Source organism: Vibrio sp. J1-1 (assembly GCF_021728395.1).
In the GTDB taxonomy this organism is placed as follows: Bacteria; Pseudomonadota; Gammaproteobacteria; order Enterobacterales; family Vibrionaceae; genus Vibrio.
Genome location: NZ_JAKKCM010000008.1, coordinates 31,335 through 55,045, shown reverse-complemented (window position 1 = coordinate 55,045; position 23,711 = coordinate 31,335). Strand labels below are relative to the sequence as shown.

Sequence of the window (23,711 nt, the reverse complement as noted above, 5' to 3'; positions counted from 1 at the left end):
TTTGAGGTTTATCCTTCGCTGCTTACGGTAGGCATGGCTCAATTTCACTGAAAGCATTAACACACTATTCGAGAGATTATTATGGCTCGCACCATTCTTTACACATACAAGAACGAAGACAAAGAACTGACGTTCTCTTACCAGCAACATCGCAATATTCATGAAGCCGTTGCTGAAGCAGAAGGTATAGATATTTCTGAATACCTAAAGATGGAACAGCAAATTGAAGCTATTTCTGATACCAAAGCCGTTCGAAACTACCGTGATAACCACTTTAAAAAGCTTGGTTTTACTAAAATCACTCTGGCTCAAAAAGAAAACTTGGGCGTCGGTAAAAAGAATAAATAAGTTGCAATAAACAAAAAGCCCTGTTGCTCAATTCGCAACAGGGCTTTTATTAAATCTGGGTACTTAAGCCAAGCTAGCTATTTACTTGATGTTTAGGAACGCTGCACCGCGAACACCGCCCGAGTCACCATGTTTTGCTTTGATGATCTTTGGACATTTCGCTACAGAAAGCAGGTGTTTTGGAATACGCTTTGGCATCTCTTCGTAAATGAGATCGAAGTTAGAAAGACCACCACCCAACACGACAACATCTGGGTCTGTTGCGGTAAAGATGTTACCCAAACAGATTGCTAGCAGTTCCATAAAGCGCTCAACGTGTTCAACTGCTGAAACTTCACCCTCGCCATACGCTTTGATGATATCGATCGCTTTTTTCTGCTCGCCGAAGTAATGCGCGTAAATCAGCTCAAAACCTCGGCCTGATAGGTAGCTATCTAGACAACCTTTCTTACCGCAACCACAACCAAGCAGTGGTGCGTTGTCACCTAGGTGGAACCATGCATCGATAGGAAGACGCATATGGCCAACCTCTCCCGCTACGTGGTTACGACCGGAGAATACTTGGCCATCGTAAATAAAGCCGCCACCAAAACCCGTACCCAAGATTAAACCAAGTACAGATGGTTCACCTTGTAGATCTTCATCCCAAGCTTCTGAAAGCGCGAAACAGTTTGCGTCGTTTTCGATCTTCACAGAGCGACCGATTTTCGCTTCAAGATCTGCACGTAGTGGTTTGCCTTTCGCAGCTGGTACATTTACTGTCAATACGGTCGCATCATCAGCGTCTTCCATTCCCGGAAGACCTAGGCCAATTGTACCTTCGCAGCCAAATTCAGCGTCGTACTTACTAATAAGTTCAGCGATAGTGTCAACCAACAGTTCATAGTTATCCGTTGGTGTTGGTACACGTTCAGTTGCTACACGCTCTAGCTTTTCGTTAAATGCACCAAACTCAATCTTTGTACCACCGACATCAAAGCCATAATACATGCAATTCTCTCCTAAAAAGTGCTAAAACGACTCCAAAAACAGTACTGGAGTCAAAAAGATAAACTTCTGGCATTATCCATATCTATACGCCTACAAACCGTGACCAAATCCAGATTTATCCTCTCACTTAAGCCAGTTGAACAACAAGCGATCAACAAAAACTCATTCCTTAGAGTCAGTTCTCAGTTTTTGCCCACGCTTTGAAACGATGTAGATGCGGACGGCTGGGATCCGTTTTGACCCGCGTTTTGGTCAACATGTAGGTTTCTCTAAAAGCTTCGAACCACAATTGAAGACACTCTGAAGCTTGGTGCTCACCAGCCTGTTTAAGTACTAAAGTGGCAACTTCAGCCGTGGAGAGATGCTGTTCGTTCTCAGAACGTCTCATGATGTATTCAGAGAGTGTTTCTGGTTGTATCGATAATACGGGTAACGATTGTAGATAGTCAGAACGGCGGAAAATCTTCCTCGCTTCACGCCAACTGCCATCAATAAAAATCAAAAGCCATTTCTTGTTGCTGCTTTCCGGTTTTCTTAATATCTCAGGGCTCAGGCTGTCCATTAATCGTGAAGTGTCATCGACATAATCTGCGGGGAATATGATCACTGGCTGATATTCATCACTTTTTAATAGCGCGAGCATCTCATTGGAAGGTTCCGTCCGGTTCCATTGGTATACATAGGTTTCCTCAATGGTATCGGCAATCAGGCGACCCGTATTGCTCGGCTTAAACACTTCGTTTTCCGATACAATCAACATACAAGCGAGGTTGGATTTGATATTTGGCTGTAGTTCACACAGGCAGTGCTGTTGTGAGACCTGACAATATTGACAGCGAATAACTTTACAGCCTCGCGCGTTAAAAGTCTTTGTCGAAATAGACTGACGGTGCTGATATAAACGGTGAAAAGCGTGAATTCTCATGAGTAGCAATGCCAAATAAAAAGTAGAGCGCGATTCTACTGGCATAACCGCTAAGCCTCAAGGTAAGGTATAGATAGCGAAAGAAATTGGCACTGAATTTGGTCTGTTCAGACAGAATCGATAATTGAGAGGAACTTCTGTGACAGAAACAGCATTTAACGACCCCTCTTGGATAAGGCTCGGTTGCTTTGTCGGTGTGTTATTGCTTTGCACGTTATGGGAAAACGCACTACCCAGAAAAGTATTAACGGTGTCTCGCGCTTTTCGTTGGGTTAACAACCTCTCACTCGTCGCGCTTAACAGTGTTGTTATCGCGTTAGTCATGCCTATCGCTGCATTCCAAGCAAGTATCATTGTGACCGAAAATCAGTGGGGATTATTTCAATTACTGTCATTTCCTATTTGGCTAAACGTACTTCTCTCGATCATACTGCTCGACTTTGTTATTTATCTGCAACACGTTATATTCCATCGTATCCCGATATTGTGGAAACTGCATCGTATGCATCATGCTGACATGGATATTGACGTCACGACGGGTGCACGCTTCCACCCGATTGAGATTTTGATTTCTATGGTGATTAAAATCGGTGCGGTGTTTATGCTCGGTGTCTCTCCAATCTCCATTGTTGCGTTTGAGATCATTCTAAATGCAAGTGCGATGTTCAATCACAGTAATGCGAAGCTTGCATTACCTGTAGATGCATGGCTAAGGAAAGCGATTGTTACTCCGGATATGCATAGAGTGCATCACTCTGTCATTCCAAGAGAAACGCATTCTAACTTTGGATTCTTTTTATCTGTGTGGGATCGAATGTTTTCGACGTACTGCGCACAGCCAGAGCGTGGGCATGAACATATTGTCATTGGTTCACTTGACATCAGAGATGAACAAGAGCAAAGGCTGGATAAGCTTCTTACCCAACCATTCCGCTATCGTGCTAAGACAAAAAATGACATTGATTTGGAATGACACTCGCATTCCCTCAAAAACTGATTTTGACTATATTACCGGAAAATCTGGCGCGACTGTCGATTCTTCCGAGCGTTCCAAAGCCATATAGATACGCCCATAGCAAAACCTAAAAATAGCGTCTTCATCTGTAAGGCCGTGTTGTTATCTAATATTTCCAACGAGTAATGTGCGTGAGAGTTAAAAATCACATTGGTCAACAAGATCATCAACATCAATACCAGACCTGCCCTGCGGTATCGAATCAAAAGGTAAGCTGCCAACAGGTCGAAAATGCCCAATAAACTCCAGTAGATATTTAACCAACGCGGGGCAAAATCATAAGGAAATAAACCATCGGCAATGTTGTCATAAATGTGAACAACACCGCCAATCGTCAAAAGAAGGCATAAGAGAAACACTACGAATTTATCCATCATCGTTTCCTTACTTTAGTTAATAGCGAAGAGCATAAAGAACTAATCGAATAATTTATAGTTTTGTGGCAATTTTTGGGACCGACCATGTCCTTGTGCATGACCAAGCTTGTGGAGATGTATTCGGTTACGAACATGCTGCTACTGCAAGGATAGTTACTTGTTATCAAATTCGCACGCTTGAGAGCGCATGTATCACCGAATAACTTTGACTTGCATGGTTCAGTAAGCATGTTTGGGATGCGAAACTGGCAGAAAAAGGCCAAGGCAGTCCATAGACTCGACCTTGGCTTGTCGTCGGTTTACTTATGGTTTACAGGTCGTACTTGTGAAGCATAGCTTGTTGATGACCAGCAATTTCTGCCACTTGTTCCGAGCTTTCAACCATAGATTCAAGTCGCAGCTTTGTTTGCTCGCCTTGTTCCGATATTTGTGCGATGGATTGTGACACATCAGCGGTTGCGCGCTCCTGCTCTTCTGTCGCGACAGAGATCTGTTCAACACGTTCTTGAATGAGCTTAACGGCGTTATTGATGTCGGAAAATACCAATTTAACTTCATGACTCGATACTAGTGCATGTGTCATTTCTTCCCGGGAATCGCTCACGGCTTGTCGAGAACGCTCTGCCGCCGTCGTCAACTCATTCATCATTGCCCGAATATTGGTCGTTTGTTGAGACGTATCGCTGGCGAGTTTACGCACTTCATCTGCTACCACCGCAAAACCACGTCCTTGCTCACCTGCACGCGCCGCTTCAATCGCTGCATTCAATGCCAATAAGTTAGTGTTGTCAGCAATACCGCTGATCATATCGACCATCTCACGGATCTGTTTCACGCGCTCATCGAGATCCAGTATGGACTGTTCATTCATAGTAAATGACGTCTCTAGTGACTCCAGTCTAGCGCGATTTAGTTCAACAACTTCACCCCCTTTTTCGGTTTGCGTTGTCGCCACAAGAGCATCTTCGGCTGAAGCGTTCGTCACCATGGCTATTTCTCGTATCGAGGCTTCCAACTGTGTGATGGTCGTGACCATACTCACTAAGGCTTCATTTTGTTTACTGAGTCCTTCATTAGTCTGCTCTGCGGCGGTATGGCTGATTTCCGCCGTTTGATAAAGCGTCTCACAATTTCGAGTCACCGTAGAGATGGAGTCATAGGTGGAATCAATGACCAAATTCAGTTTACGCGCCACCTCTTTCAGTTCTTCAGGTCCCACCTCATCGGCTTTCTCTCGGAAATCGTGTTCGGTCAGTGCCGATAATCGGCTAAGGACCGATTGTAGTCCACGATTCGTCCAGCTCCTTAGGCCAATCAAGGTTGCGAAAATAATAATTGAGATAACCACAGCGGCGATAATGACCATTAAGCTAACGGTTTCTATCGTCGTATTTACCACGTTTTCTCTCTCATCAATCAAATCAGAAGCCGCAAGTGAAACTTGGTCAAGTAACAGCATCGTCTCGTCAGCGAGCTGGGAAGCTTGTTTAAATTCCGTTCGTTGTTGTTCGCTTTGTTCCAGTTTAGCAAGAATCAAATGCAGGATACCTTTGTCAGTAAAGCCTGCTTTTACCATTTCATAAGGCGCGGTTAGACTGGCATAGTCACCGACTTCAGGGTGCAGTGCTTGGAAATCTGAGTATGCGAGGTTAATCCCTGCGATTCGGTTTCGCATTTCACGGTATTCTTTTTCCGCTTTTGTTAGGTCAGTATGCGTCAGCATCATTAAAAAAGTGCTTTCCATCGAACTTGCTGAAGCAATAAACCGGTTGGCAGCGTCACTTGATTGAGGATCGTCTGCGCTCAGAAAAGAGCTGATGCGGTTCATTTCCGGGCCGATAGAGCTTAGACCGTAGCGAAACCCACCAACCGCAGAATTTATGTCTGATTGAATCTGGATCACTGCCTTCTGCTTTAGCAATATCGCTTGAGTGATGTTGTGTAACTTTTCGATTTTGGTTTTTAATTCATTTGAAAGCGAAACCGCAACACCAGAGGTTTTTTCCGTTAAACCCTCAGATTGAATAGCTAACGCTTCTATTTGTGATTCGATTATAGGGAGTTCTTTAGGTTCGGTAACTTGCATGCCATGGTTTAGCAATTTAACGATCTCGAGAACATTTCTGGTTAACTTGGCGTTGGCCATTGCCATAGGTAATGCTTTTTGAGACAGCTCTTCAAATTGTTCTCCGATCTGTCCCATTCCTTTGAAACTTGAAGCAGAAAGCGCTATAACAAGTGCAATGATAGTTAAAAATATTGCACTGATCGTCTGAATCAGTGAGAGTGAAAAGCGTGAGCGTTTGCGCGTTGCCATAATCAATTTTTATTCTTTCTTAGGTTTGAACGGTTTTACTGTGTTTCCATCACATAAAGTTGATAAAACCGTGATAGGCGTTCAATAGTATGGATTGATTATGACAATAATATTTCATGTATTAGTCACTTGAATGGTAGGTGGATGATTTGCGTAGTATTTATTTCCCTTTGATAATCAGCACACTTATGACAGCTTGTTCGTCGGGTCCTGAACCCGCAGACCAAGCCGTGGCTGTGACAGTTCCCCCTGCGAAAACTTTGGCTAGCAAACCGGAGTTACTGAAGTTTTATAACGAGTGGCACGGCACCCCATACCGATTAGGCGGCACACAAAAGTCAGGTATTGATTGTTCTGCCTTCGTGCAAAAAGCATTTGTGGAAGCGTATCAACTTGCTTTGCCAAGAACGACTAAGCAACAATCTAAACAAGGTATTGAGCTAAGATGGAATGAGGCCAAACAAGGGGACCTTGTCTTTTTTAAAACCAGAAGAACAACATATCATGTTGGTATCTATTTGGGGAACAAGCAGTTTATGCACGCGTCCACATCGAAAGGGGTCATTATTTCTAGGATTGACAACCCCTACTGGGCATCAAAATTTTGGCAAATCAGAAGAGTGACACTGTAACGTCATGATAGTTTTGATCGATAAAAAATAGCGACTCAAACAACATGAGCCTCTAGTCGTAAATTGCTACTGCGTTATCAAAAAGATTTTTCACCAATGCGACGTACTCTTCCAGAAAAGTAATCTGTTCATTGGTCGCCTTCTTACCCCAAACTCCAGCGAGGACTTCACCCAAGTCTTCTACTACGGCATCCGCTTCTTTTAATAATTTAAAACGCACACTGGAATGAAGTTCTGGGTTTTGCTCGAAAATCATCATGATATTTGATGCCACCATATCGGTAACCACGTCTTCGATACTTTCCGAACCTGTATCGCCGCGCTCGGTGGTAAAGATATTTAGATTAAGCGACAAGTGTTCGATAAGAGCAAGGTAACCATCCGTTTCTACAACCACTGTATTTCTCCATTAATGTCAAGACAAGAAAGCTGGAAGCAAGGCTGTATCAATAGTAAGACATTACTAAGAAATTTCACTAACTTATGTCATAGAAATACGTATTTACGAATCAACTGGACAGCGAGTAACCAACAATATAGAAATGAGTCTTGATTTTCTGATTCACTCGTCGCCATATACACAACTTTGGTTTCGCCCATTTTCTTTGGCGCGATACAGAGCGGAGTCTGCACTTTTTAACCATTGTATATGGTTTTCAAAGTGAGGTTGGTATTCGCATACGCCGATACTGATTGTGTAGTTAATCAGAAAATCTTCAACTTTCACGGTCTCTTGTTCTACGCGTTTACGTAACCGTTCTGCAAAATAGCTGGCCTGTTCCTGGTTTGTGTTTTTTAATAACACCGTGAACTCTTCCCCACCAAAACGACCACACATGTCGCTGCTTCGGGCTGTTTTTCTCAACAACCCCGACGTTCTGCGAATCACTTCATCCCCTACGGGGTGGCCATAGGTATCATTGACCTGTTTAAAATTGTCAATATCAAAAATAACCAGTGAACATGACCCATCAATGACTTTAATTTGGGTAAATTCTTCTTTGAGTGATTGCTCCCAGTAAGCGCGATTAAATAAACCAGTTAGCCCGTCTTTGCGACTGATTTCTGAAAGGTGTTGGTTGGTTTCTTTGAGATAAATACGGCTTCGTGCTGTTTCAGACACATCATTTATTTGGATGGCGATATGGCTGATTTCCCCGGAAAGAGAGCGCAGCGGCGTAATCACGATATCCTGATACATAAATGTGCTACTGTTCGATACTGGAGAAAAGTTAGTAAAATTAAAAAGGTAAGGACGATTTTCCCAGCTAGAGAATGAACGAGTTTTTAAGTCAGCTGACGTTTTTAACTTTGTTTCAAGCCAAGCTCTAGGCAGGTCTTCAAAGTGGTCGAATAAACACTCACCAAGAATGTCTTGAGACAGTACGCCACTGTAAGATTGCATAAAGCTATTCCAGACGCAGACCTTATTTTGACGATCCAGGACAATAAGGCCAGAATCCATTGTGTCCAAGATTTGCGTGACCCAGTGAAAGTCAGCCATGTCCAGCGTGATTTCGGACATCAGATTAACTCCATGATTTCATAAATGATTTCTACAGATGACTTGTCTATCAGAAAGAGCACTTCACATTCAAAGTCCAGTGATTCCGCCATGTAAGTATATTCAATCGTAAAGAGCTCCCCTTTTTTACCCTGTTGCTCGCTATAAGTCGGTAATGTTTCGATGATACTCGGTTGGCGAAGAGAAAACCGCTTGTCCAACTGGCTACCTAGTGACGTTAAGAACGAAGACACCAACAAGTTAGAAATATTAAGAATGATTTCGTTATAGGAGGTGAATTCCAGTTGAAAGCCTAGCCTTTCTCCAATCTGGTCGATGTGTTTTCCTCTGAGGCAGACTAATGCTTCACCATGGATACCACCACCAACAAACCGTTGTGCGACCGCTATCGAACCGTCACGCCGAATGACATCAACCAGAGTCATATGGAGCTCGCCATAGGTTAACGGCCCTACGTGAGGAACAGGCAACTGAATAAACTCACGTAAATGATCGGCCATAATGGCGGCCCCTTTCCCTAGGGCAACATTCGCGACTTCTCGAAACTTTGCAAGTGAAGATAGATCATCGAATACTTGCTGTTTGGGGCTGAGCTCAACAATAGGCTTATAAGCGTATTGTATTCCCAGTTGTTCATACAGTGGGGCCACTTGCTCTTCAGACAATGGTTTAGCAATGAATGCTTTCGCACCTAACTCGATGCAGCGCTGTTGAGCTTCTTGTTGGACATCGCCAGAGATGATCACTATCTGGGTTTTGTATCGACTTACGGGTAATGACTTGAGAACTTCGAAACCGTCCATGATAGGCATAGTGAGATCGAGGAACATAATGTCAATATTTTGTTCCGCCAGAATCGTTAGCGCTTCATACCCATCTTGGGCTTCGATCAGCTGCATTGATGAACTTTGCACGATTGTTCGTATAATCAGTTTTCTTGCGATTGCTGAGTCATCACATATCAGTACTTTCATGCTATCAATGGAACCAAAGTCAAAAAAAATATAATACATGTTGTGTAAGTACATAACCATCTGATAGGGCGATAAATCATAAACTTATAAGCGACACGATTCACATTTATGTAAATTTCGTTAGCTGATTCAGAAATTTATTGTTCAAGTATGCGCAGCTACGCGCCAATTTCTCGTCGTTTATCCTAAACTATTGGTGGTCAAACAGATTCGCGAGGTTTTGTATGTGGCAAGCAATATCGCAACAGCTTTCTGATACGCTGTTATTTGAATATCAGATCATCGAAAAAGTTCGCCTTTCTGGTGGAGATATCAGTGAAAGCTATATGATCAATGATGGCGAGCAACGCTATTTCGTAAAAATTAATGATCGTGATTTTGTCTCTAAATTCCAAGTTGAGGCTGAAAGTCTGCATCTGTTACGTGAAACTTCCACCGTATTTGTTCCTGAGGTCGTACTGGTCGGCAAAACAAAAAATAACTCTTTCTTAATCCTGAACTACCTTCCGACTAAGCCATTAGAGGATGCGCACAATAGTTTCTTATTTGGCCAACAGCTTGCTCAATTACACCAATGGGGTGAACAGAAAGAGTTTGGGTTTGATACTGACAATTACCTGGGTTCCACACTACAACCTAACCAATGGCATAAAAAATGGTGCACGTTCTTTGCGGAACAGCGCATCGGATGGCAACTACAGTTACTGAAAGAGAAAGGCGTAACCTTGGTCGATATTGAGGACTTTGTTAACGTCGTGAAACAGCTTTTGTCCAATCACACGCCTGAGCCATCTTTGTTACATGGTGACTTATGGAATGGTAATGCTGCTGTGACGCCTGTTGGGCCTATTTGTTATGACCCGGCGTGCTACTGGGGTGACAGAGAGTGCGACATTGCGATGACCGAACTCTTTGGTGGCTTTCAACCTGAGTTTTATCAAGGATATGAATCAGTTACGCCGCTATCATCTGGTTATGAGGAACGCAAAGAGATCTATAACCTCTACCATGTCCTTAACCATTGTAATCTGTTTGGTGGTCATTATTTAGAGCAAGCACAGCTAACAATCAACAAAATTATTTCAGTCTGATATGAAATACTTTAAACGTTGCATAATGTAAATTTACGAGTCATGTCACTCTGGAAATTAGCCCCAGATTCAGGGTTGAGTTTGGGGTCAAGTTTTGTACTTATTTCGATTCAAATAGCAACAACTACACTTAATATTTAAGTATCTCTTGATGTTGGAACAAAGTAAGTGTTAGGGCTGCGATTCTACAAGCTATCAATTTAAAAGCCCTGCAATACGAGGAGTTGTTGTATGAAAAACTATACTGAAAGACACGTAAAGTGTCCGCATTGTGGGCACTCAATAGGAATTACTTTAGACGCCAGTAATGGTGACCAAGAGTTTTATGATGACTGCCCTGCTTGTTGTCACGCGATTCATCTCAATATGCATGTGGATGAACTAAATGACAAAGTAGAGCTGTTCGTAGACGATAACTACGAATAAACAAAAAAGTAAAAAGGAGCATTAACGCTCCTTTTTAAATCGTGGCAAAGATCACTGCATTAAAATATGTTTCTCTGCCAGCATACGTTCGACTGTGTCGACAATAGCCTGAGTTTGTGGATCGAACTCAATGTTGACACGTTCAGTCACTTTCCTAGCGCCAAACAGTGTTCTCTGTAACGTTTCAGGAATCAGATGTACGGAGAAACGATTGTCTTCTACCTCGCCAATCGTTAGCGAACAACCATCGATGCCAATATACCCTTTGGCTAATACGTATTTCATTGAATCTTTTGGCAATTCAAACCAGATTGCTCGGTTATTTGGTGTGTCAATAATGTCAACAATAGTCGCCATCAAGCTGATATGGCCAGACATATTATGGCCACCGATTTCATCACCGAACTTAGCCGCTCGTTCGATATTGACACTATCTCCTTCACTAAGAATGCCAAGATTAGTTAATGCTAGCGTTGCTTGCATCAAATCAAAACTTATGTGCTTCCCATCGATTTGAGTTACTGTCAGACAACAACCATTATGTGCTACAGAAGCCCCAATCTCTAACCCATCAAGAAGGGAGCCATCTAACTCGATCACATGAGTTTGAAAACGCTCTTTCTTTTCGATCTTCACGACTTTTGCCGTGCCCTGTACTATTCCAGTAAACATTGGTTATACCTACTTATCTGCTCTCTATTAAAACAACACTAGAGAGATGTTTATTTCTACGCGTTTACCCTTCGTCTATTGAACTACTATAAACTGTTTTCAAGTTAATATGCAGTTAAAGGTATGGCATATAAAGATACAATTGTTTATCATTTGCGCGGAGGCTCTCTGAGACATTTTTCCACCTTATCATGGTTAAGATCAACCACTAGATCAGTCCATCACATCTTTTGTTCTCGAGCTCTCTCATTCTTTTAATCTCTCTTTGCGCCTTGGAGTATTTCGTGCAGCACTATAAAGAAGAAGCGTCGAGCCTTATAAAATTGGCTACCCCTGTATTGATAGCTTCCGTCGCTCAAACAGGCATGGGTTTTGTTGACACTGTAATGGCAGGTGGCGTGAGTGCTACTGACATGGCAGCTGTGTCTGTAGCTTCAAGCATTTGGCTTCCATCGATTTTGTTTGGCATCGGCTTGTTGATGGCGTTGGTACCCGTTGTTGCACAACTTAACGGCTCTGGTCGCCGGATTAAAATACCTTTCGAGATTCAGCAAGGCATCGCCATGGCGCTATTTGTTAGCATCCCTATTATTGTGGTTCTACTGCAAACTCAACTGATTCTTGGGTTCATGGATATAGAAGCGTTGATGGCTGAAAAAACCATCGGCTATATTCACGCGGTAATTTTAGCGGTGCCGGCTTTTCTGCTGTTTCAGGCTTTACGAAGTTTTACCGATGGTATGTCACTCACTAAACCTGCCATGGTTATTGGCTTTATTGGTTTATTGCTAAACATTCCATTGAACTGGATTTTCGTTTACGGCAAGTTTGGTGCCCCAGAACTTGGTGGTGTTGGTTGTGGTGTCGCAACAACAATCGTTTACTGGATTATGTTTGCGCTGCTGTTATTTTATGTGATTACCTCGGAACGACTAAAGAACATCAATATCTTTGCTGAATTCCATCCGCCACAATTGAAAGCGCAAATTCGTTTGTTCAAGCTCGGCTTTCCTGTAGCGGCTGCGCTATTTTTTGAGGTAACACTGTTTGCTGTCGTTGCACTTTTGGTGTCCCCTCTTGGTCCAATTATTGTTGCAGCTCACCAAGTGGCAATTAACTTTTCGACTCTTGTGTTTATGCTGCCAATGAGTATTGGTGCCGCTGTTAGCATTCGAGTCGGACATAAACTTGGGGAAGAAAGTGTAGCTGGTGCCCGAGTGGCATCGCGTGTCGGAATCATGGTTGGTACGGCGATGACTGTTGTTACTGCATTTCTAACTGTGGTATTCCGTGAATTTGTCGCAGAGCTATATACCAGTAACCAAGAAGTTATCAAACTTGCAATGGAATTATTACTGCTCGCAGCTATTTACCAGTTTACTGATGCTATCCAGGTTATTGCGGCAGGTGCGTTGCGTGGATATAAAGACATGCGTGCTATCTTTAATCGTACTTTCGTTGCTTATTGGATTTTCGGTTTACCAATGGGCTACATTCTCGGTCGTACCAACTGGATCGTTGAACCAATGGGCGCGCAAGGTTTCTGGATCGGTTTTATTATTGGCCTATCCACTGCCGCTCTGTTACTAGGCGTCAGATTGCGTTGGATGCACCACCAAAAACCAGAAGTTCAGTTGAACTTTTCGGTCCAGTAAAAAAATTCATTTGGATACCTAAGCCAGCAATCGCTGGCTTTTTTGATCGAACCGAATCTCAGTCAGGTATACTTTTATACCAACCCAGCTAAGTGATTAGAAAGGATCGGTGTGCGTCTAACCCTTTTGTTCTCAACAATACTACTCTCTGGTTGTACTGACTTATTCAACCCAGAGCAAGCGCTGCTGGAGAAATACCACCAACGCTTGGCGAATGTAATGGATCTTTCAATAACAGAGATAGAGCCCTTATCGGCCATCACGATACCTCCTCGAAGAGAGCTATTTCTTTCATTACCCAGACTGACACTCGGGCTTCTGGAAAGCTATCAACTTCGTCAGTGTGGCTTGTTTAATCTATTGGCAAACAAAAACTCGCTGCTAGGTAAAGTACAGGATGCCTTTCACGATTTAGATTACCAGACATCGTTACTCAGGACTTTGAACTCATGCTTGAATGACTTTCCAATTAGTGAAGATGAACGAGACACTCTAGCACTATTGTACGGACAGAAATGGAGTCACCTTCATACTCGCCTTGATAACCTGCTACTTGCTAGTGAGACCATGCAAAAACAGCTCACTGCTTCTGATTGGCTATCCGTCGATAATAAAAACCAAATTGCCCTCGTGAGCGATGCTTTTAACGCTCTAAATGATATGTATGAAACCCCTCAAAAAACTATCTCTCGCTTACCGGATATCCGCATGGTGCAATACCAAGAAGTGTTGGAGAAGTCTCGCCTTGTGGGCCGACTTTACTATTCTCTCGTAAACGCTTCCCATTGGCTGCATGAAATCACCCAATTACTAGACACAAACCAAAGTAAGATTATTTGCGGTAAGAATCGCGATATCACAACATTTCGTTACTTGAATAATGTATTTCAATCCATTTACGTAAAAGAAGTACAACCATATCTGGCCTATTTAGACAGTACATATCAACGCCTAAACAGCGGAGTTATGTTAGTTGAGAAAAGAATGGATCTTCATGGAGAGTCATACGGATTGATAGATGCTCACAACATGTTCAGAAAAAGAACCCTGGAACACATACAGTTCTGGCAGGGTCTTTTTAAGCGTTGTGGTGTGACTGTCGGAACTGTCGATAAGTAAAAATTAAGCGAGGCTACTCTTTCGAACGCTCTCGCAAAAATCGGGCAAACTTGGGTTTTCCGTTTTGAGTAACCCCGTTGTATCTAAATGTGATAGTGGAACCCAATTGTGGTGGATTTCGACGCAACTCATCTGTAAATCCACTACCGATATAAAACTCAGTACCATCAGGCATACGAACCAGAATTGATCCCATCATTCCAAACAACCTACCAGTGCCAGGCTTATGGCCGATCACCTGAGCTTCTGTATCGGCGAAATGTTTTAACTTGAGTAAATCACTGCCCCGGCCTGCTTGGTAAAGGCTTGATACCTTACGTAACATGACACCTTCACCATCAGCTAACGCGATTTTGTCTAGTTGGCTAAGTAAGTGACCTTCATCTTGAATAGCCATGTGCTCAACGTACTTAATGTGTGGCTCGTCCAGTTCAAACACCAAATTTTGGATATTGTAATAGCGCTTACGATAATCACCCGCAGAGTAAGGCATATCAAACAACATAAAATCAACTTTCTTCCAAGCGCTATCTACAGGCGCTTTATCAAGCACTGTTTGCTGGACCAAATGAAAATTACCGCGTCCGGCCCAGAGCTCACCGTCCAGAGGGTAATCTGGTAATGGCTCTGTAAACCACTTCGGCGCGTGAATCCTGTTCCCATTGCGTGTTACAAGGTGTTGCCCAGTCCAGTAAGCTCGAATACCATCCAGTTTCTCACTGTACCAATATTCCGATACATCAATTCCATCTTGATAGGTTTCGGCGAGAGAGACTAATGGCGCTAAAGGTGGCTCGGCTTGAACGTGCGTGGTTGCCATAACGGCGAGTGCGATCAATGTCATTTTTACGGGCATAGGAAGGAACCTTGTTCAAAAAAGCTCCCATATTGAAGCGCAACTTTCCTCGATTACCTATTTATCAGTAATTATTCTTCGACTCATAACAATTATTGTCAGTAATTCACTGCAACTTTAAAAGTTGTTTTAGAAGGATGTTCGATAGTTCCCTAATGCTTACTCCTGCCACTGGTGGCGCATCTTCTCGATCGTTTCCGTTGGGACATCGTGAATGCTGTGGTATTCGCCGTTACAAACTTTTATCTCGACCTCGATCCCCTTCTTTTTGCAGAAATCCAGATACCGCTTCATTTCCCAATGTCGAACAAAGGTATTGCTCACAATGACGGTTTTACCTTGGTTTAACCATTTGCGAGTTTGCCGGAAGCACCACTCATGGGCTTGAGAAAGTTGTTGCGGATTGAAATGGTATTCCCCACTTTCTGTTTCAAAGTACATGTCCGCTTCAAAATGTTTAGCATCGAGCGTTTGTACTAGCTGTTTAGCAAGTGTTGTTTTTCCAGACCCTGGAAGACCACGAATTAGAATGAGTTTGTTGATAGGCATGATTGACAAATTTGAAGTTAACTACGCTCAAACTCTAAATGAATTTTTTAAAAAGGAAAGAACAAATAAAAATGCCGAGCTTATAACGCTCGGCATTGAGATTGTTTATGTCAGTTTGACTATTTATAAGCAGAGAGTTCTGTTCTTAAGCCTTTAACCAAGCTCACACACATCAACAGTAGAACGAGCGTAAACGGCAAGCCTGTTGCGACAACGCCGGACTGCAATGCTTGCAAGGCTTCTTTACCACCGACCCAAAGCATCACCGCCGCGATTGAACCTTCAATACAAGCCCAAAAAATTCGCTGAGGTACTGGCGCATCAATTTTACCACCAGATGTAATGCTATCGATAACCAAAGATCCGGAGTCCGATGACGTAACAAAGAACACCAAGATCAGTCCAATAGACAGAATCGAGATCACCGAACTGTACGGAAGTTGTTCATATACATGGAACAGAGTCAAAGAAATATCCGTCAAACCGTTCGTACCCAGCTCACCTACTTTATTCACAACCTGATCAAGCGCAATGCCACCAAAGATAGCCATCCAGATTAGCGTAACCACTGTCGGAATAATAATAACTGCGCAAATAAACTCTCGTACTGTACGACCTTTAGATATTCGTGCGATGAACATACCTACAAATGGCGACCAAGAAACCCACCATGCCCAGTAGAATACAGTCCAACCTTGCATCCAAGTTTCATCTTCTCGACCGTGTGGATTACTCAGAGGAATGATGTACTCGATATAAGCTTTTGTCGTATCAAAAATTGACGTAAAGGCGGTGTCGAAACTGATGAAGGTAATGAAAATCAGCAGTGCAAAAGCGACCATCATATTGACATTACTTAGCACCTTAACACCACCATTGATACCACGAACGACTGAAAGTACCGCAATGAATGTCACAAAGGCGATCACGATCATTTGTGTACCGATGCCACCTTCAAGACCAAAGACATGGTTGATACCACTCGTCGCTTGCTGAGCACCGAGACCTAGAGACGTTGCCAGACCAAACAGAGTCGAAAGTACCGCTAGGATGTCGATGACATGCCCTAACCACCCCCATGCACGGTCACCAAAGATTGGGTAAAAAGCAGAACGTAGTGACAGTGGTAAGCCCTTGTTAAATGCGAAGAAGGCAAGAGCTAGTGCAACAAGGGCATAGATACCCCAACCATGAACACCCCAGTGAAACATAGTCGCAGCCATCGCCAAGGACTTCGCCTCTTCAGAGTATGGCTCCGCATTTAACGGCATTCCCCACCAATCAGTGAAGTACGCTGTAGGCTCGGCAACACTCCAGAACAGAAGACCAATACCCATACCCGCAGCAAACAGCATCGATAACCAAGATACTCTTGAATGATCTGGTGTTGCGTCCTTACCACCTAGACGAATCTTACCCAGAGGAGACAACAGTAAAACAACGGCAAATAATACGAAGAAGTTTGCTGACCACATGAAAAACGCATCAAATTGTTCGATGATTCCATTTTTGACACCGTTTAAAGCGTCACGAGCGGTATTTGGGTCAACTAAAAGAAGTGAAATAAGACATAAAACGATAAGACCGGCACTGATTCCGAATACAGGGTTGTGAACATCAAACCCCCACTTTTGTACGTTATCCTGTCCTACCTGATAATCTGTGGTCTCGATACTATATTTTTTAAATGAAGCTTTATCCATAAATACAAATTTAACGTTAATTTGAAACGCTCCTCAACTGAGAAGAACTCCAACACCGCCCTCCAATAATTTGAACTCTAAAGTTTTTAATCGCGGCGTATGTTAACATCAGTCACAAAAATATGCAAAATCGATGCTTTTATTGCATTTTAAAGACAAATTATTTTCAGCGGCACTAAATAAACAAGAAACAAAAAGCTATGATGTCTAATGACTATCTCTTGCTTTGATAACTATCGCTCTCATATCGTGAGTAGAAGCGATACAAAAAAGTGGCTCTCCTTAATGGGATATCACCACTCAATTGCTAACACTAAACTAGAAAGTGAGTTTACATGGGAGAGATTTTTATAAGAAATGGAAAGTAACGTTTCCGGTAAAGCTGCTAACTGAATCGCTGTCTCCATCGATATCGACACCAAAAGCCTGATAGCTGGCGCCAACTGAGATATTATCTAACAAGAAGTACTCTGCCCCTACGCCATACATGTAAGAGACACCATCATCTTTATCGATAGCACTTAATGAACCTTTATAGTCCACATTAAAAGCATTGATGCCACCCTTGGCATAAAGATGGAACGGGCCAAAATCGATGCTTGGCTTGACAGCTAAATAGAGTGAAGAGAAATCCCCATCGCCTTTGGTGCCATCCACAGAAAGACCAACTTTACCATGGTTAAAGTAACCCGCTTCGATACCAATTAGTGGCAAAATTCCCGTACCAACGTGTAGGCCGTAAGCTGTATCATTTTCTCCTTCAATATCTGACTGACCGACTTGCCCGCCAGCATATAGCCATGAATCAGCGAACGCAGACGTTGAGCACAACGCCAAAGCCAATATTGAGAGTTTTGTTTTCATAGTCATACCATCCTTTGTAATTCTGCGTATTATCACGCCCCTAGCTTGTAGCAGAATGATCACTATATATTGGAAGGTATAGGGAAATTAAGAACAAAGAATGAATAATTAATATTCAATTCGTTGTATTGTGATATCACTTCAGACTGAGCGTCCACTAGAAACAAAAACACCGGCTAATGCCGGTGTTTTTTAACTTTCGAAAAGTTCGAAAATTATAGGAAGTGCAAAGATGCATTCACAGAGAACGTACCGATATCGTCTTTATCTGCTGTGTAGTTCATGTAGCTTGCACCCACAGAAAGTGGACCAAAGATGAAGTATTCAGCGCCAACACCGTACATTAGATCGAAGTCGTCATCGTCGCTAGCACCTTTCACTTCTTTATCCCATTGGTGGATACCACCTTTTGCGTAAATGTGTAGTGGGCCGAAATCGATGCTTGGCTTTAGCGCTGCGTAGTAAGAGGTAAGTTTTGTATCGCGACCGTCAACGTTAAATTCACCGTGTTGAGTCACACCAGCTTCAATACCGATAATTGGAAGAATACCTGTACCTACGTGTACTGAGTATGATGTATCCGTCTCGCCTTTGTAATCAGACTGACCTACCGATGCGCCACCGTAGATCCAAGAATCTGCCATTGCCGCAGAAGATGCGCTAAGTAGTGCCACTGCTAATAGAGTTTTTTTCATCATTTACCTTTTACTCTTTTCATTCCTACGTCTTATCAATCTGACGTAGACACTGCAAATACAAGGGAGGCAAACTATTGCCTCCCTAGAACTAAAAACAACACATTTGTCAAATACTAGCAATTACCATACCAGTAACCGCACGAGCGTTGATATAAATAACTGTCACGATTGTACTTTACAGCTAACAAGCATCAATCGCGTTTTTGACTCGTTTGTCAGACACGGGATACGGAGTGCCTAATTGCTGAGCAAAATAACTCACTCGCAATTCTTCTAGCATCCAACGCACTTCTTTTACGTTTTCTGGAATGGCCATGCCTTTTGGAATCTTGTTCAGTAACTCTTTGTAGTCATTCGTGACTGATTCGATTTTCAACATGTGCAGGCGATCTTTATTTGGATCGATCGGCAACTTCTCCATACGGCGCTCAATTGCTCGCATGTAACGCAGAATATCCGGTAGACGTTTCCAACCGCACTCTGTTGCAAAGCCTTTGAAGATCAACCCTTCAACTTGCGCTTTGATGTCAGACAGGGCAAACGCCATGGTAAAGTCGATCTTACCTTTCAACTTCTTATTGATATTAAAGGCAGTCGTCAAAATGGTTTCTACTTGCTTAGCAATTTCCACCACGGTATCACCAAGCTCGGCACGAACGTGTTCTTTCAATGCTTCAAACTTCTCAGGTTCCCAAACTAATCCACCCTGCTCTTCGATAAGCTTATCGACACCACAAGCGATACAGTCGTCAATCAAGTCCAGCACTTTGCCGTAAGGGTTAAAGTACAAACCTAGTTTCGATTTGTTTGGTAAGTTGGCATGCAAGTATTTAATAGGCGACGGCACGTTCAACAAAATCAAACGACGCTGGCCTGCGCGCATCGCCGAGATTTGCTCGTATTCCGTTTCGTACAGTTTTATTTCAACGCTGTCTTTAGTATCGACAAGGGCTGGGTACGCTTTAACGTCATATCCACCACGTTTTTGTTGATACACTTTTGGCAGTTCACCAAAGCTCCACGTGTGAAGACCTTGCTGCTCAATGTCATCGTCAGCGACTTTTGAAAGCGTCTCCTGAACTTTCTCTTTCAGGCTTTCTTTCAGTTCATGAAGGTCTTTGTTTTCCTTCAGCTTACGATTTCGATGATCAACGGCGCGGAACGTGACTTTTAAGTGATCCGGCACCTGCTCCAGGTTCCAGTCATCACGCAGAACTTCTACACCTGTCATACGGCGCAACTCTTTCTCAAGCGAATCAAGTAGAGGTGCTTCCATTGGCGTAGCGCGAGCCAAGAATGCGTCTGCGTAGTTCGGTGCAGGCACAAAATTTTTACGAATGGTTTTCGGCAACGACTTAATCAGGCTGACAACCAGTTCATGGCGTAGACCTGGGATCTGCCAGTCAAAGCCAGCTTGTTCCACTTGGTTAAGAATTGGCAGCGGCAAATGAACCGTTACACCGTCACTATCATCGCCAGGTTCAAACTGATAACTAAGCTTGAGTTTTAAACCATTTTGGTGCCAGAAGTTCGGGTAATCCAAATCAGTAACGTGGCTGGCATCGCCTCTGAACAACATCTCTTTTTCAAAGTTGAGCTGTTCAGCGTTTTCTTTAGACGCTTTTTTCCACCACGAATCAAAGTGTTTACCAGAAACGACCTCAGTACCGACGCGTTGGTCGTAGAAATCAAATAGCTCATCGTCATCGACCAAAATGTCACGGCGACGAGATTTATGTTCTAGCTCTTCGACTTCTTGCAAGAGTTTACGGTTTTGCTTGAAGAACGCGTGTTTGGTTTCCCACTCACCTTCAACCAAAGCACTACGAATGAAGATTTCACGACTGACCGATGCATCAATGTTGCCGTAATTCACCAGACGTTTAGGGACGATTGGCACTCCGTACAACATAACTTTTTCGTAAGCCATAACGGCAGCACGTTTCTTCGACCAGTGCGGTTCACTGTAGCTGCGTTTGATCAAGTGCTTGGCTAATGGTTCAATCCATTCAGGCTGAATTTTCGCAATAATTCGACCCCAAAGTTTTGAGGTTTCCACCAATTCCGCTGACATGATCCATTTAGGCTGCTTCTTAAATAAGCCTGAGGCTGGGAAGATATGGAAACGGGCATTACGTGCACCTTGATACTCACTCTTCTCCTGATCTTTCATACCGATGTGCGATAGCAAGCCAACCAGAATTGCGCTGTGTACACCGTGGTATGAAGCAGGTTCGTCGTTAAGCTTAAATTCCATTTCACGCATGGATTGGTGAATTTGGAAGTAGACGTCTTGCCACTCGCGAACACGCAAGTAGTTCAAGTAATCTTGCTTACACTGTTTACGGAATTGGTTACCCGTCAGCGCTTTTTGCTGCTTCTGTATGTAATCCCACACGTTTACAAACGTTAGGAAATCTGACTCTTCATGGAAGAAGCGACGGTGCTTGTCATCTGAAGATTGCTGTTTGTCCGATGGGCGTTCACGCGGGTCTTGGATCGACAAAGCAGCCGCAATAACCATCACCTCTTTTAGCGCGCCATACTTTGGCGCTTCCAATACCATACGCGCAAGGCGTGGGTCGATTGGTAGGCGTGCCAGTTGACGACCTGTTGGCGTAAGGCGTTTTTTCGGATCTTTCGCATCTGAGTTAATCGCGCCCAACTCTTCTAACAGACGCACACCATCTTGAATGTTGCGTTTGTCTGGCGCTTCAACAAATGGGAACGCTTGAATGTCGCCCAAGCCAAGTGCCGTCATCTGCAGGATTACCGACGCTAGATTGGTGCGCAAGATCTCTGGATCGGTAAACTCTGGACGTGATTCAAAATCTTCCTCTGAGTAGAGGCGAATACAGATACCCTCTTCGACACGACCACAACGACCTTTACGCTGGTTCGCACTTGCCTGAGAAACAGGCTCAATTGGAAGACGCTGTACTTTGGTTCGGTAACTGTATCGACTGATACGCGCCGTACCTGGGTCAATCACGTATTTGATGCCCGGAACGGTTAACGAAGTTTCCGCTACGTTGGTTGCCAATACAATGCGGCGCCCTGCGTGTGGTTGGAATATCTTGTTCTGCTCACCAGCCGACAATCGCGCATACAAAGGTACAATTTCAGTACTCTTAAGATTCCGTTTAGAAAGCGCATCCGCCGTATCACGGATTTCACGTTCACCATTCATGAAGATCAGAATATCGCCCAAACCTTCATCGCACAGTTCATCGACGGCTTCGAAGATACCTTCTAACTGATCACGATCATTGTCGTCATCGCCGCTTAACGGACGGTAACGCGTTTCTACTGGGTATGTGCGACCAGATACCTCAATGATTGGAGCGTCGTTGAAGTGCTTGGAAAAACGTTCTGGATCGATGGTTGCCGACGTAATGATGACTTTTAAATCAGGACGACGTGGCAGAAGTTCTTTTAGATAGCCCAAGATAAAATCGATGTTCAGGCTGCGCTCATGCGCTTCATCGATAATGATGGTGTCGTATTGATTCAAGAAACGGTCATGCTGAATCTCTGCCAGCAAAATACCGTCCGTCATCAATTTAATCTGGGTGTTTTCTGAGATTTGATCGTTAAATCGAACTTTATAACCAACAAATTCACCGAGCTTGGTTTCCATTTCTTCCGCGATACGGCTTGCTACGGAACGTGCAGCAAGACGACGAGGCTGAGTATGACCTATCAGGCCAAATTTGCCGCGGCCAAGCTCTGCGCAAATTTTAGGTATCTGCGTGGTTTTACCCGACCCCGTTTCACCAGCGATAATAACCACTTGGTTTTCATCGATCGCTTTTGCAATGTCGTCTTTCTTTTGACTAACAGGCAGGATCGCTGGATATTCGATTTTTGGCTGATAACTGCCGCGTTGCTCGACTTCCATCATTGATTTTGCAATGTCTAAAGCGATTTCATCAAACACTGCATTACGCGAGACGTCTTTCTTAATTTTACTTGCGCCAGAAATACGTTTACTTAAACGAAAACGATCACGCATCATGCACTGATTAAGTGCTTTGCGTAGCGAGGCAGCATTGTTCACTTGAGCATGAGGCGCTTGAACTTTCTTTGCTCCACTTTCTGGCACAGATTGCGCTTCAGCGGAGGTTTTGTTTGTTGGCTGTGACGAAGTCAAAGCGTTTCCTATTCTTTTCATTACATAAAACTGCGCGAATTGTATCACAACAGGGCCAAGACAAGACAACTGAAAGCTTATTCAATTTTTTCGAACATCTTAAGCAAACAAGTCAGGTTTAGAACGTCAGACCATTGCTTATAATGCATCACATAGTCGAAAGCACTTATTTAAGGAATAACCATTATGTCTCGTGTACTAGCTCTAAAATCAAGCATCCTTGGCGACAACTCACAATCAAATAAATTAGTTGAAGAATTCATTAAGAATGTAGATCAAGACAAACTAACTGTTCGTGACCTGGCTGCGAACCCACTGCCAGTACTCGATCTGACGGTAGCGACAGCACTGCGCTCGGCAGGTGACCTTTCTCAAGAACAACAGCAAGTTATCGACTTATCAGACGCGCTTATCGAAGAAGTAAAAGCTGCAGATACTCTAGTGATTGCAGCGCCAATGTATAACTTCACTATCCCAACTCAGCTTAAAAATTGGTTTGACTTGATTGCTCGTGCAGGTGTGACATTTAAATACACAGAAAATGGCGTTCAAGGCCTGTTTGAAAATAAGAAAGCGATTGTAGTAACAACGCGTGGTGGTATCCATAAAGATACACCAACAGACACCCTCACGCCTTACCTACGCACGATACTTGGTTTTGTAGGCATTGCTGACGTGGAGTTTGTTTACGCTGAAGCGCTAAACATGGGTGAAGATGCGGCAACAAAAGGCATCACTGAAGCTCAGAGCCAACTAGCAACGCTAGCGTGAGCTTGAGTAAATCAGAATAGACACAAAAGGGATGGCCGAAACAGCCATCCC

The 23,711-nt window shown here is 43.4% G+C and carries 22 protein-coding genes; 8 read left to right on the top strand and 14 right to left on the bottom strand.

What is annotated here, in order from left to right; all coding sequences use genetic code 11:
- Positions 1 to 81 precede the first annotated feature (81 nt).
- A complete protein-coding gene (locus L3V31_RS14200; protein ID WP_237316707.1) occupies positions 82 to 348 on the top strand; it encodes a DUF2960 domain-containing protein in 267 nt (88 codons plus the stop codon).
- An 81-nt stretch (positions 349 to 429) separates the two neighbouring features.
- Here the strand turns inward: L3V31_RS14200 and nagK are convergent, their stop codons facing one another.
- Complete coding sequence (gene nagK, locus L3V31_RS14195; RefSeq protein WP_237316705.1) at positions 430 to 1,338, bottom strand: N-acetylglucosamine kinase; 909 nt, start codon at positions 1,336 to 1,338, stop codon at positions 430 to 432.
- A gap of 175 nt (positions 1,339 to 1,513) precedes the next feature.
- On the bottom strand, positions 1,514 to 2,263 hold the full coding sequence (locus tag L3V31_RS14190; RefSeq protein WP_237316987.1) for a tRNA-uridine aminocarboxypropyltransferase: 750 nt from the start codon (positions 2,261 to 2,263) through the stop codon (positions 1,514 to 1,516).
- A 139-nt stretch (positions 2,264 to 2,402) separates the two neighbouring features.
- Between L3V31_RS14190 and L3V31_RS14185 the strand changes: the two genes are divergently transcribed.
- Positions 2,403 to 3,236 carry a sterol desaturase family protein gene (locus L3V31_RS14185; RefSeq protein ID WP_237316704.1) on the top strand — a complete coding sequence of 278 codons (834 nt, stop codon included), beginning with the start codon at positions 2,403 to 2,405 and terminating at the stop codon, positions 3,234 to 3,236.
- A 35-nt stretch (positions 3,237 to 3,271) separates the two neighbouring features.
- On the opposite strand, the gene L3V31_RS14180 is transcribed toward L3V31_RS14185, so the two are convergent.
- Positions 3,272 to 3,652 carry a hypothetical protein gene (locus L3V31_RS14180; protein ID WP_237316702.1) on the bottom strand — a complete coding sequence of 127 codons (381 nt, stop codon included), beginning with the start codon at positions 3,650 to 3,652 and terminating at the stop codon, positions 3,272 to 3,274.
- A gap of 313 nt (positions 3,653 to 3,965) precedes the next feature.
- A complete protein-coding gene (locus tag L3V31_RS14175; RefSeq protein ID WP_237316700.1) occupies positions 3,966 to 5,972 on the bottom strand; it encodes a methyl-accepting chemotaxis protein in 2,007 nt (668 codons plus the stop codon).
- A gap of 140 nt (positions 5,973 to 6,112) precedes the next feature.
- Here L3V31_RS14175 and L3V31_RS14170 point away from each other — a divergent pair, with 140 nt between their 5' ends.
- A complete protein-coding gene (locus tag L3V31_RS14170; RefSeq protein WP_346014853.1) occupies positions 6,113 to 6,604 on the top strand; it encodes an NlpC/P60 family protein in 492 nt (163 codons plus the stop codon).
- A gap of 52 nt (positions 6,605 to 6,656) precedes the next feature.
- Here the strand turns inward: L3V31_RS14170 and L3V31_RS14165 are convergent, their stop codons facing one another.
- From L3V31_RS14165 to L3V31_RS14155, 3 genes are all read right to left on the bottom strand, one after another.
- On the bottom strand, positions 6,657 to 7,001 hold the full coding sequence (locus tag L3V31_RS14165) for a DUF3802 family protein (protein ID WP_237316698.1): 345 nt from the start codon (positions 6,999 to 7,001) through the stop codon (positions 6,657 to 6,659).
- A gap of 165 nt (positions 7,002 to 7,166) precedes the next feature.
- Positions 7,167 to 8,129 carry a diguanylate cyclase gene (locus L3V31_RS14160; protein ID WP_237316696.1) on the bottom strand — a complete coding sequence of 321 codons (963 nt, stop codon included), beginning with the start codon at positions 8,127 to 8,129 and terminating at the stop codon, positions 7,167 to 7,169.
- Entirely contained in the window at positions 8,129 to 9,103 is a 975-nt protein-coding gene (locus L3V31_RS14155) for a response regulator (protein WP_237316694.1), read from the bottom strand. The genes L3V31_RS14160 and L3V31_RS14155 overlap by 1 nt, the downstream gene beginning before the upstream one ends.
- Before the next feature lie 224 nt (positions 9,104 to 9,327).
- On the opposite strand from L3V31_RS14155, the gene L3V31_RS14150 reads away from it, so the two are divergent.
- Together L3V31_RS14150 and L3V31_RS14145 are read left to right on the top strand one after the other, a co-directional pair.
- The gene (locus L3V31_RS14150) at positions 9,328 to 10,194 is read left to right on the top strand and encodes a fructosamine kinase family protein (RefSeq protein WP_237316692.1); all 867 of its coding nucleotides are present in this window, start codon (positions 9,328 to 9,330) and stop codon (positions 10,192 to 10,194) included.
- A 231-nt stretch (positions 10,195 to 10,425) separates the two neighbouring features.
- Complete coding sequence (locus tag L3V31_RS14145; protein WP_237316690.1) at positions 10,426 to 10,620, top strand: CPXCG motif-containing cysteine-rich protein; 195 nt, start codon at positions 10,426 to 10,428, stop codon at positions 10,618 to 10,620.
- 51 nt (positions 10,621 to 10,671) lie between these two features.
- On the opposite strand, the gene L3V31_RS14140 is transcribed toward L3V31_RS14145, so the two are convergent.
- Positions 10,672 to 11,292 (bottom strand): riboflavin synthase subunit alpha, encoded by a 621-nt coding sequence (locus L3V31_RS14140; RefSeq protein ID WP_237316688.1) that lies wholly within the window; start codon positions 11,290 to 11,292, stop codon positions 10,672 to 10,674.
- 284 nt (positions 11,293 to 11,576) lie between these two features.
- Between L3V31_RS14140 and L3V31_RS14135 the strand changes: the two genes are divergently transcribed.
- Together L3V31_RS14135 and L3V31_RS14130 are read left to right on the top strand one after the other, a co-directional pair.
- Positions 11,577 to 12,947, top strand: coding sequence for an MATE family efflux transporter (locus L3V31_RS14135; protein ID WP_237316686.1), 1,371 nt, complete (start codon positions 11,577 to 11,579; stop codon positions 12,945 to 12,947).
- Between the two features lie 111 nt (positions 12,948 to 13,058).
- Complete coding sequence (locus L3V31_RS14130) at positions 13,059 to 14,066, top strand: DUF3080 domain-containing protein (protein WP_237316684.1); 1,008 nt, start codon at positions 13,059 to 13,061, stop codon at positions 14,064 to 14,066.
- A gap of 13 nt (positions 14,067 to 14,079) precedes the next feature.
- On the opposite strand, the gene L3V31_RS14125 is transcribed toward L3V31_RS14130, so the two are convergent.
- From L3V31_RS14125 to hrpA, 6 genes are all read right to left on the bottom strand, one after another.
- A complete protein-coding gene (locus L3V31_RS14125; RefSeq protein ID WP_237316682.1) occupies positions 14,080 to 14,922 on the bottom strand; it encodes a DNA ligase in 843 nt (280 codons plus the stop codon).
- Positions 14,923 to 15,081: 159 nt separating this feature from the next.
- Positions 15,082 to 15,471 (bottom strand): ATP-binding protein, encoded by a 390-nt coding sequence (locus tag L3V31_RS14120; RefSeq protein WP_237316680.1) that lies wholly within the window; start codon positions 15,469 to 15,471, stop codon positions 15,082 to 15,084.
- Positions 15,472 to 15,590: 119 nt separating this feature from the next.
- A complete protein-coding gene (locus L3V31_RS14115) occupies positions 15,591 to 17,174 on the bottom strand; it encodes a BCCT family transporter (protein ID WP_237316678.1) in 1,584 nt (527 codons plus the stop codon).
- A gap of 348 nt (positions 17,175 to 17,522) precedes the next feature.
- Entirely contained in the window at positions 17,523 to 18,038 is a 516-nt protein-coding gene (locus L3V31_RS14110; protein WP_237316677.1) for an outer membrane beta-barrel protein, read from the bottom strand.
- 215 nt (positions 18,039 to 18,253) lie between these two features.
- The gene (locus tag L3V31_RS14105) at positions 18,254 to 18,733 is read right to left on the bottom strand and encodes a porin family protein (protein ID WP_237316983.1); all 480 of its coding nucleotides are present in this window, start codon (positions 18,731 to 18,733) and stop codon (positions 18,254 to 18,256) included.
- A 184-nt stretch (positions 18,734 to 18,917) separates the two neighbouring features.
- Positions 18,918 to 22,889 carry an ATP-dependent RNA helicase HrpA gene (gene hrpA, locus L3V31_RS14100; protein ID WP_237316675.1) on the bottom strand — a complete coding sequence of 1,324 codons (3,972 nt, stop codon included), beginning with the start codon at positions 22,887 to 22,889 and terminating at the stop codon, positions 18,918 to 18,920.
- A 186-nt stretch (positions 22,890 to 23,075) separates the two neighbouring features.
- Between hrpA and L3V31_RS14095 the strand changes: the two genes are divergently transcribed.
- The gene (locus L3V31_RS14095) at positions 23,076 to 23,660 is read left to right on the top strand and encodes an FMN-dependent NADH-azoreductase (protein ID WP_237316673.1); all 585 of its coding nucleotides are present in this window, start codon (positions 23,076 to 23,078) and stop codon (positions 23,658 to 23,660) included.
- Positions 23,661 to 23,711 lie beyond the last annotated feature (51 nt).

Bases quoted from the DNA above. Each gene is read 5' to 3' on its own strand.
- L3V31_RS14150 (WP_237316692.1), top strand. From the start codon at position 9,328: ATGTGGCAAGCAATATCGCAACAGCTTTCTGATACGCTGTTATTTGAA.
- L3V31_RS14160 (WP_237316696.1), bottom strand. From the start codon at position 8,129: ATGTCCGAAATCACGCTGGACATGGCTGACTTTCACTGGGTCACGCAA.
- L3V31_RS14115 (WP_237316678.1), bottom strand. From the start codon at position 17,174: ATGGATAAAGCTTCATTTAAAAAATATAGTATCGAGACCACAGATTAT.
- L3V31_RS14125 (WP_237316682.1), bottom strand. From the start codon at position 14,922: ATGCCCGTAAAAATGACATTGATCGCACTCGCCGTTATGGCAACCACG.
- L3V31_RS14120 (WP_237316680.1), bottom strand. From the start codon at position 15,471: ATGCCTATCAACAAACTCATTCTAATTCGTGGTCTTCCAGGGTCTGGA.
- nagK (WP_237316705.1), bottom strand. From the start codon at position 1,338: ATGTATTATGGCTTTGATGTCGGTGGTACAAAGATTGAGTTTGGTGCA.
- L3V31_RS14200 (WP_237316707.1), top strand. From the start codon at position 82: ATGGCTCGCACCATTCTTTACACATACAAGAACGAAGACAAAGAACTG.
- L3V31_RS14140 (WP_237316688.1), bottom strand. From the start codon at position 11,292: ATGTTTACTGGAATAGTACAGGGCACGGCAAAAGTCGTGAAGATCGAA.
- L3V31_RS14190 (WP_237316987.1), bottom strand. From the start codon at position 2,263: ATGAGAATTCACGCTTTTCACCGTTTATATCAGCACCGTCAGTCTATT.
- L3V31_RS14110 (WP_237316677.1), bottom strand. From the start codon at position 18,038: ATGAAAACAAAACTCTCAATATTGGCTTTGGCGTTGTGCTCAACGTCT.
- L3V31_RS14180 (WP_237316702.1), bottom strand. From the start codon at position 3,652: ATGGATAAATTCGTAGTGTTTCTCTTATGCCTTCTTTTGACGATTGGC.
- L3V31_RS14155 (WP_237316694.1), bottom strand. From the start codon at position 9,103: ATGAAAGTACTGATATGTGATGACTCAGCAATCGCAAGAAAACTGATT.
- L3V31_RS14175 (WP_237316700.1), bottom strand. From the start codon at position 5,972: ATGGCAACGCGCAAACGCTCACGCTTTTCACTCTCACTGATTCAGACG.
- L3V31_RS14095 (WP_237316673.1), top strand. From the start codon at position 23,076: ATGTCTCGTGTACTAGCTCTAAAATCAAGCATCCTTGGCGACAACTCA.
- L3V31_RS14145 (WP_237316690.1), top strand. From the start codon at position 10,426: ATGAAAAACTATACTGAAAGACACGTAAAGTGTCCGCATTGTGGGCAC.
- L3V31_RS14105 (WP_237316983.1), bottom strand. From the start codon at position 18,733: ATGAAAAAAACTCTATTAGCAGTGGCACTACTTAGCGCATCTTCTGCG.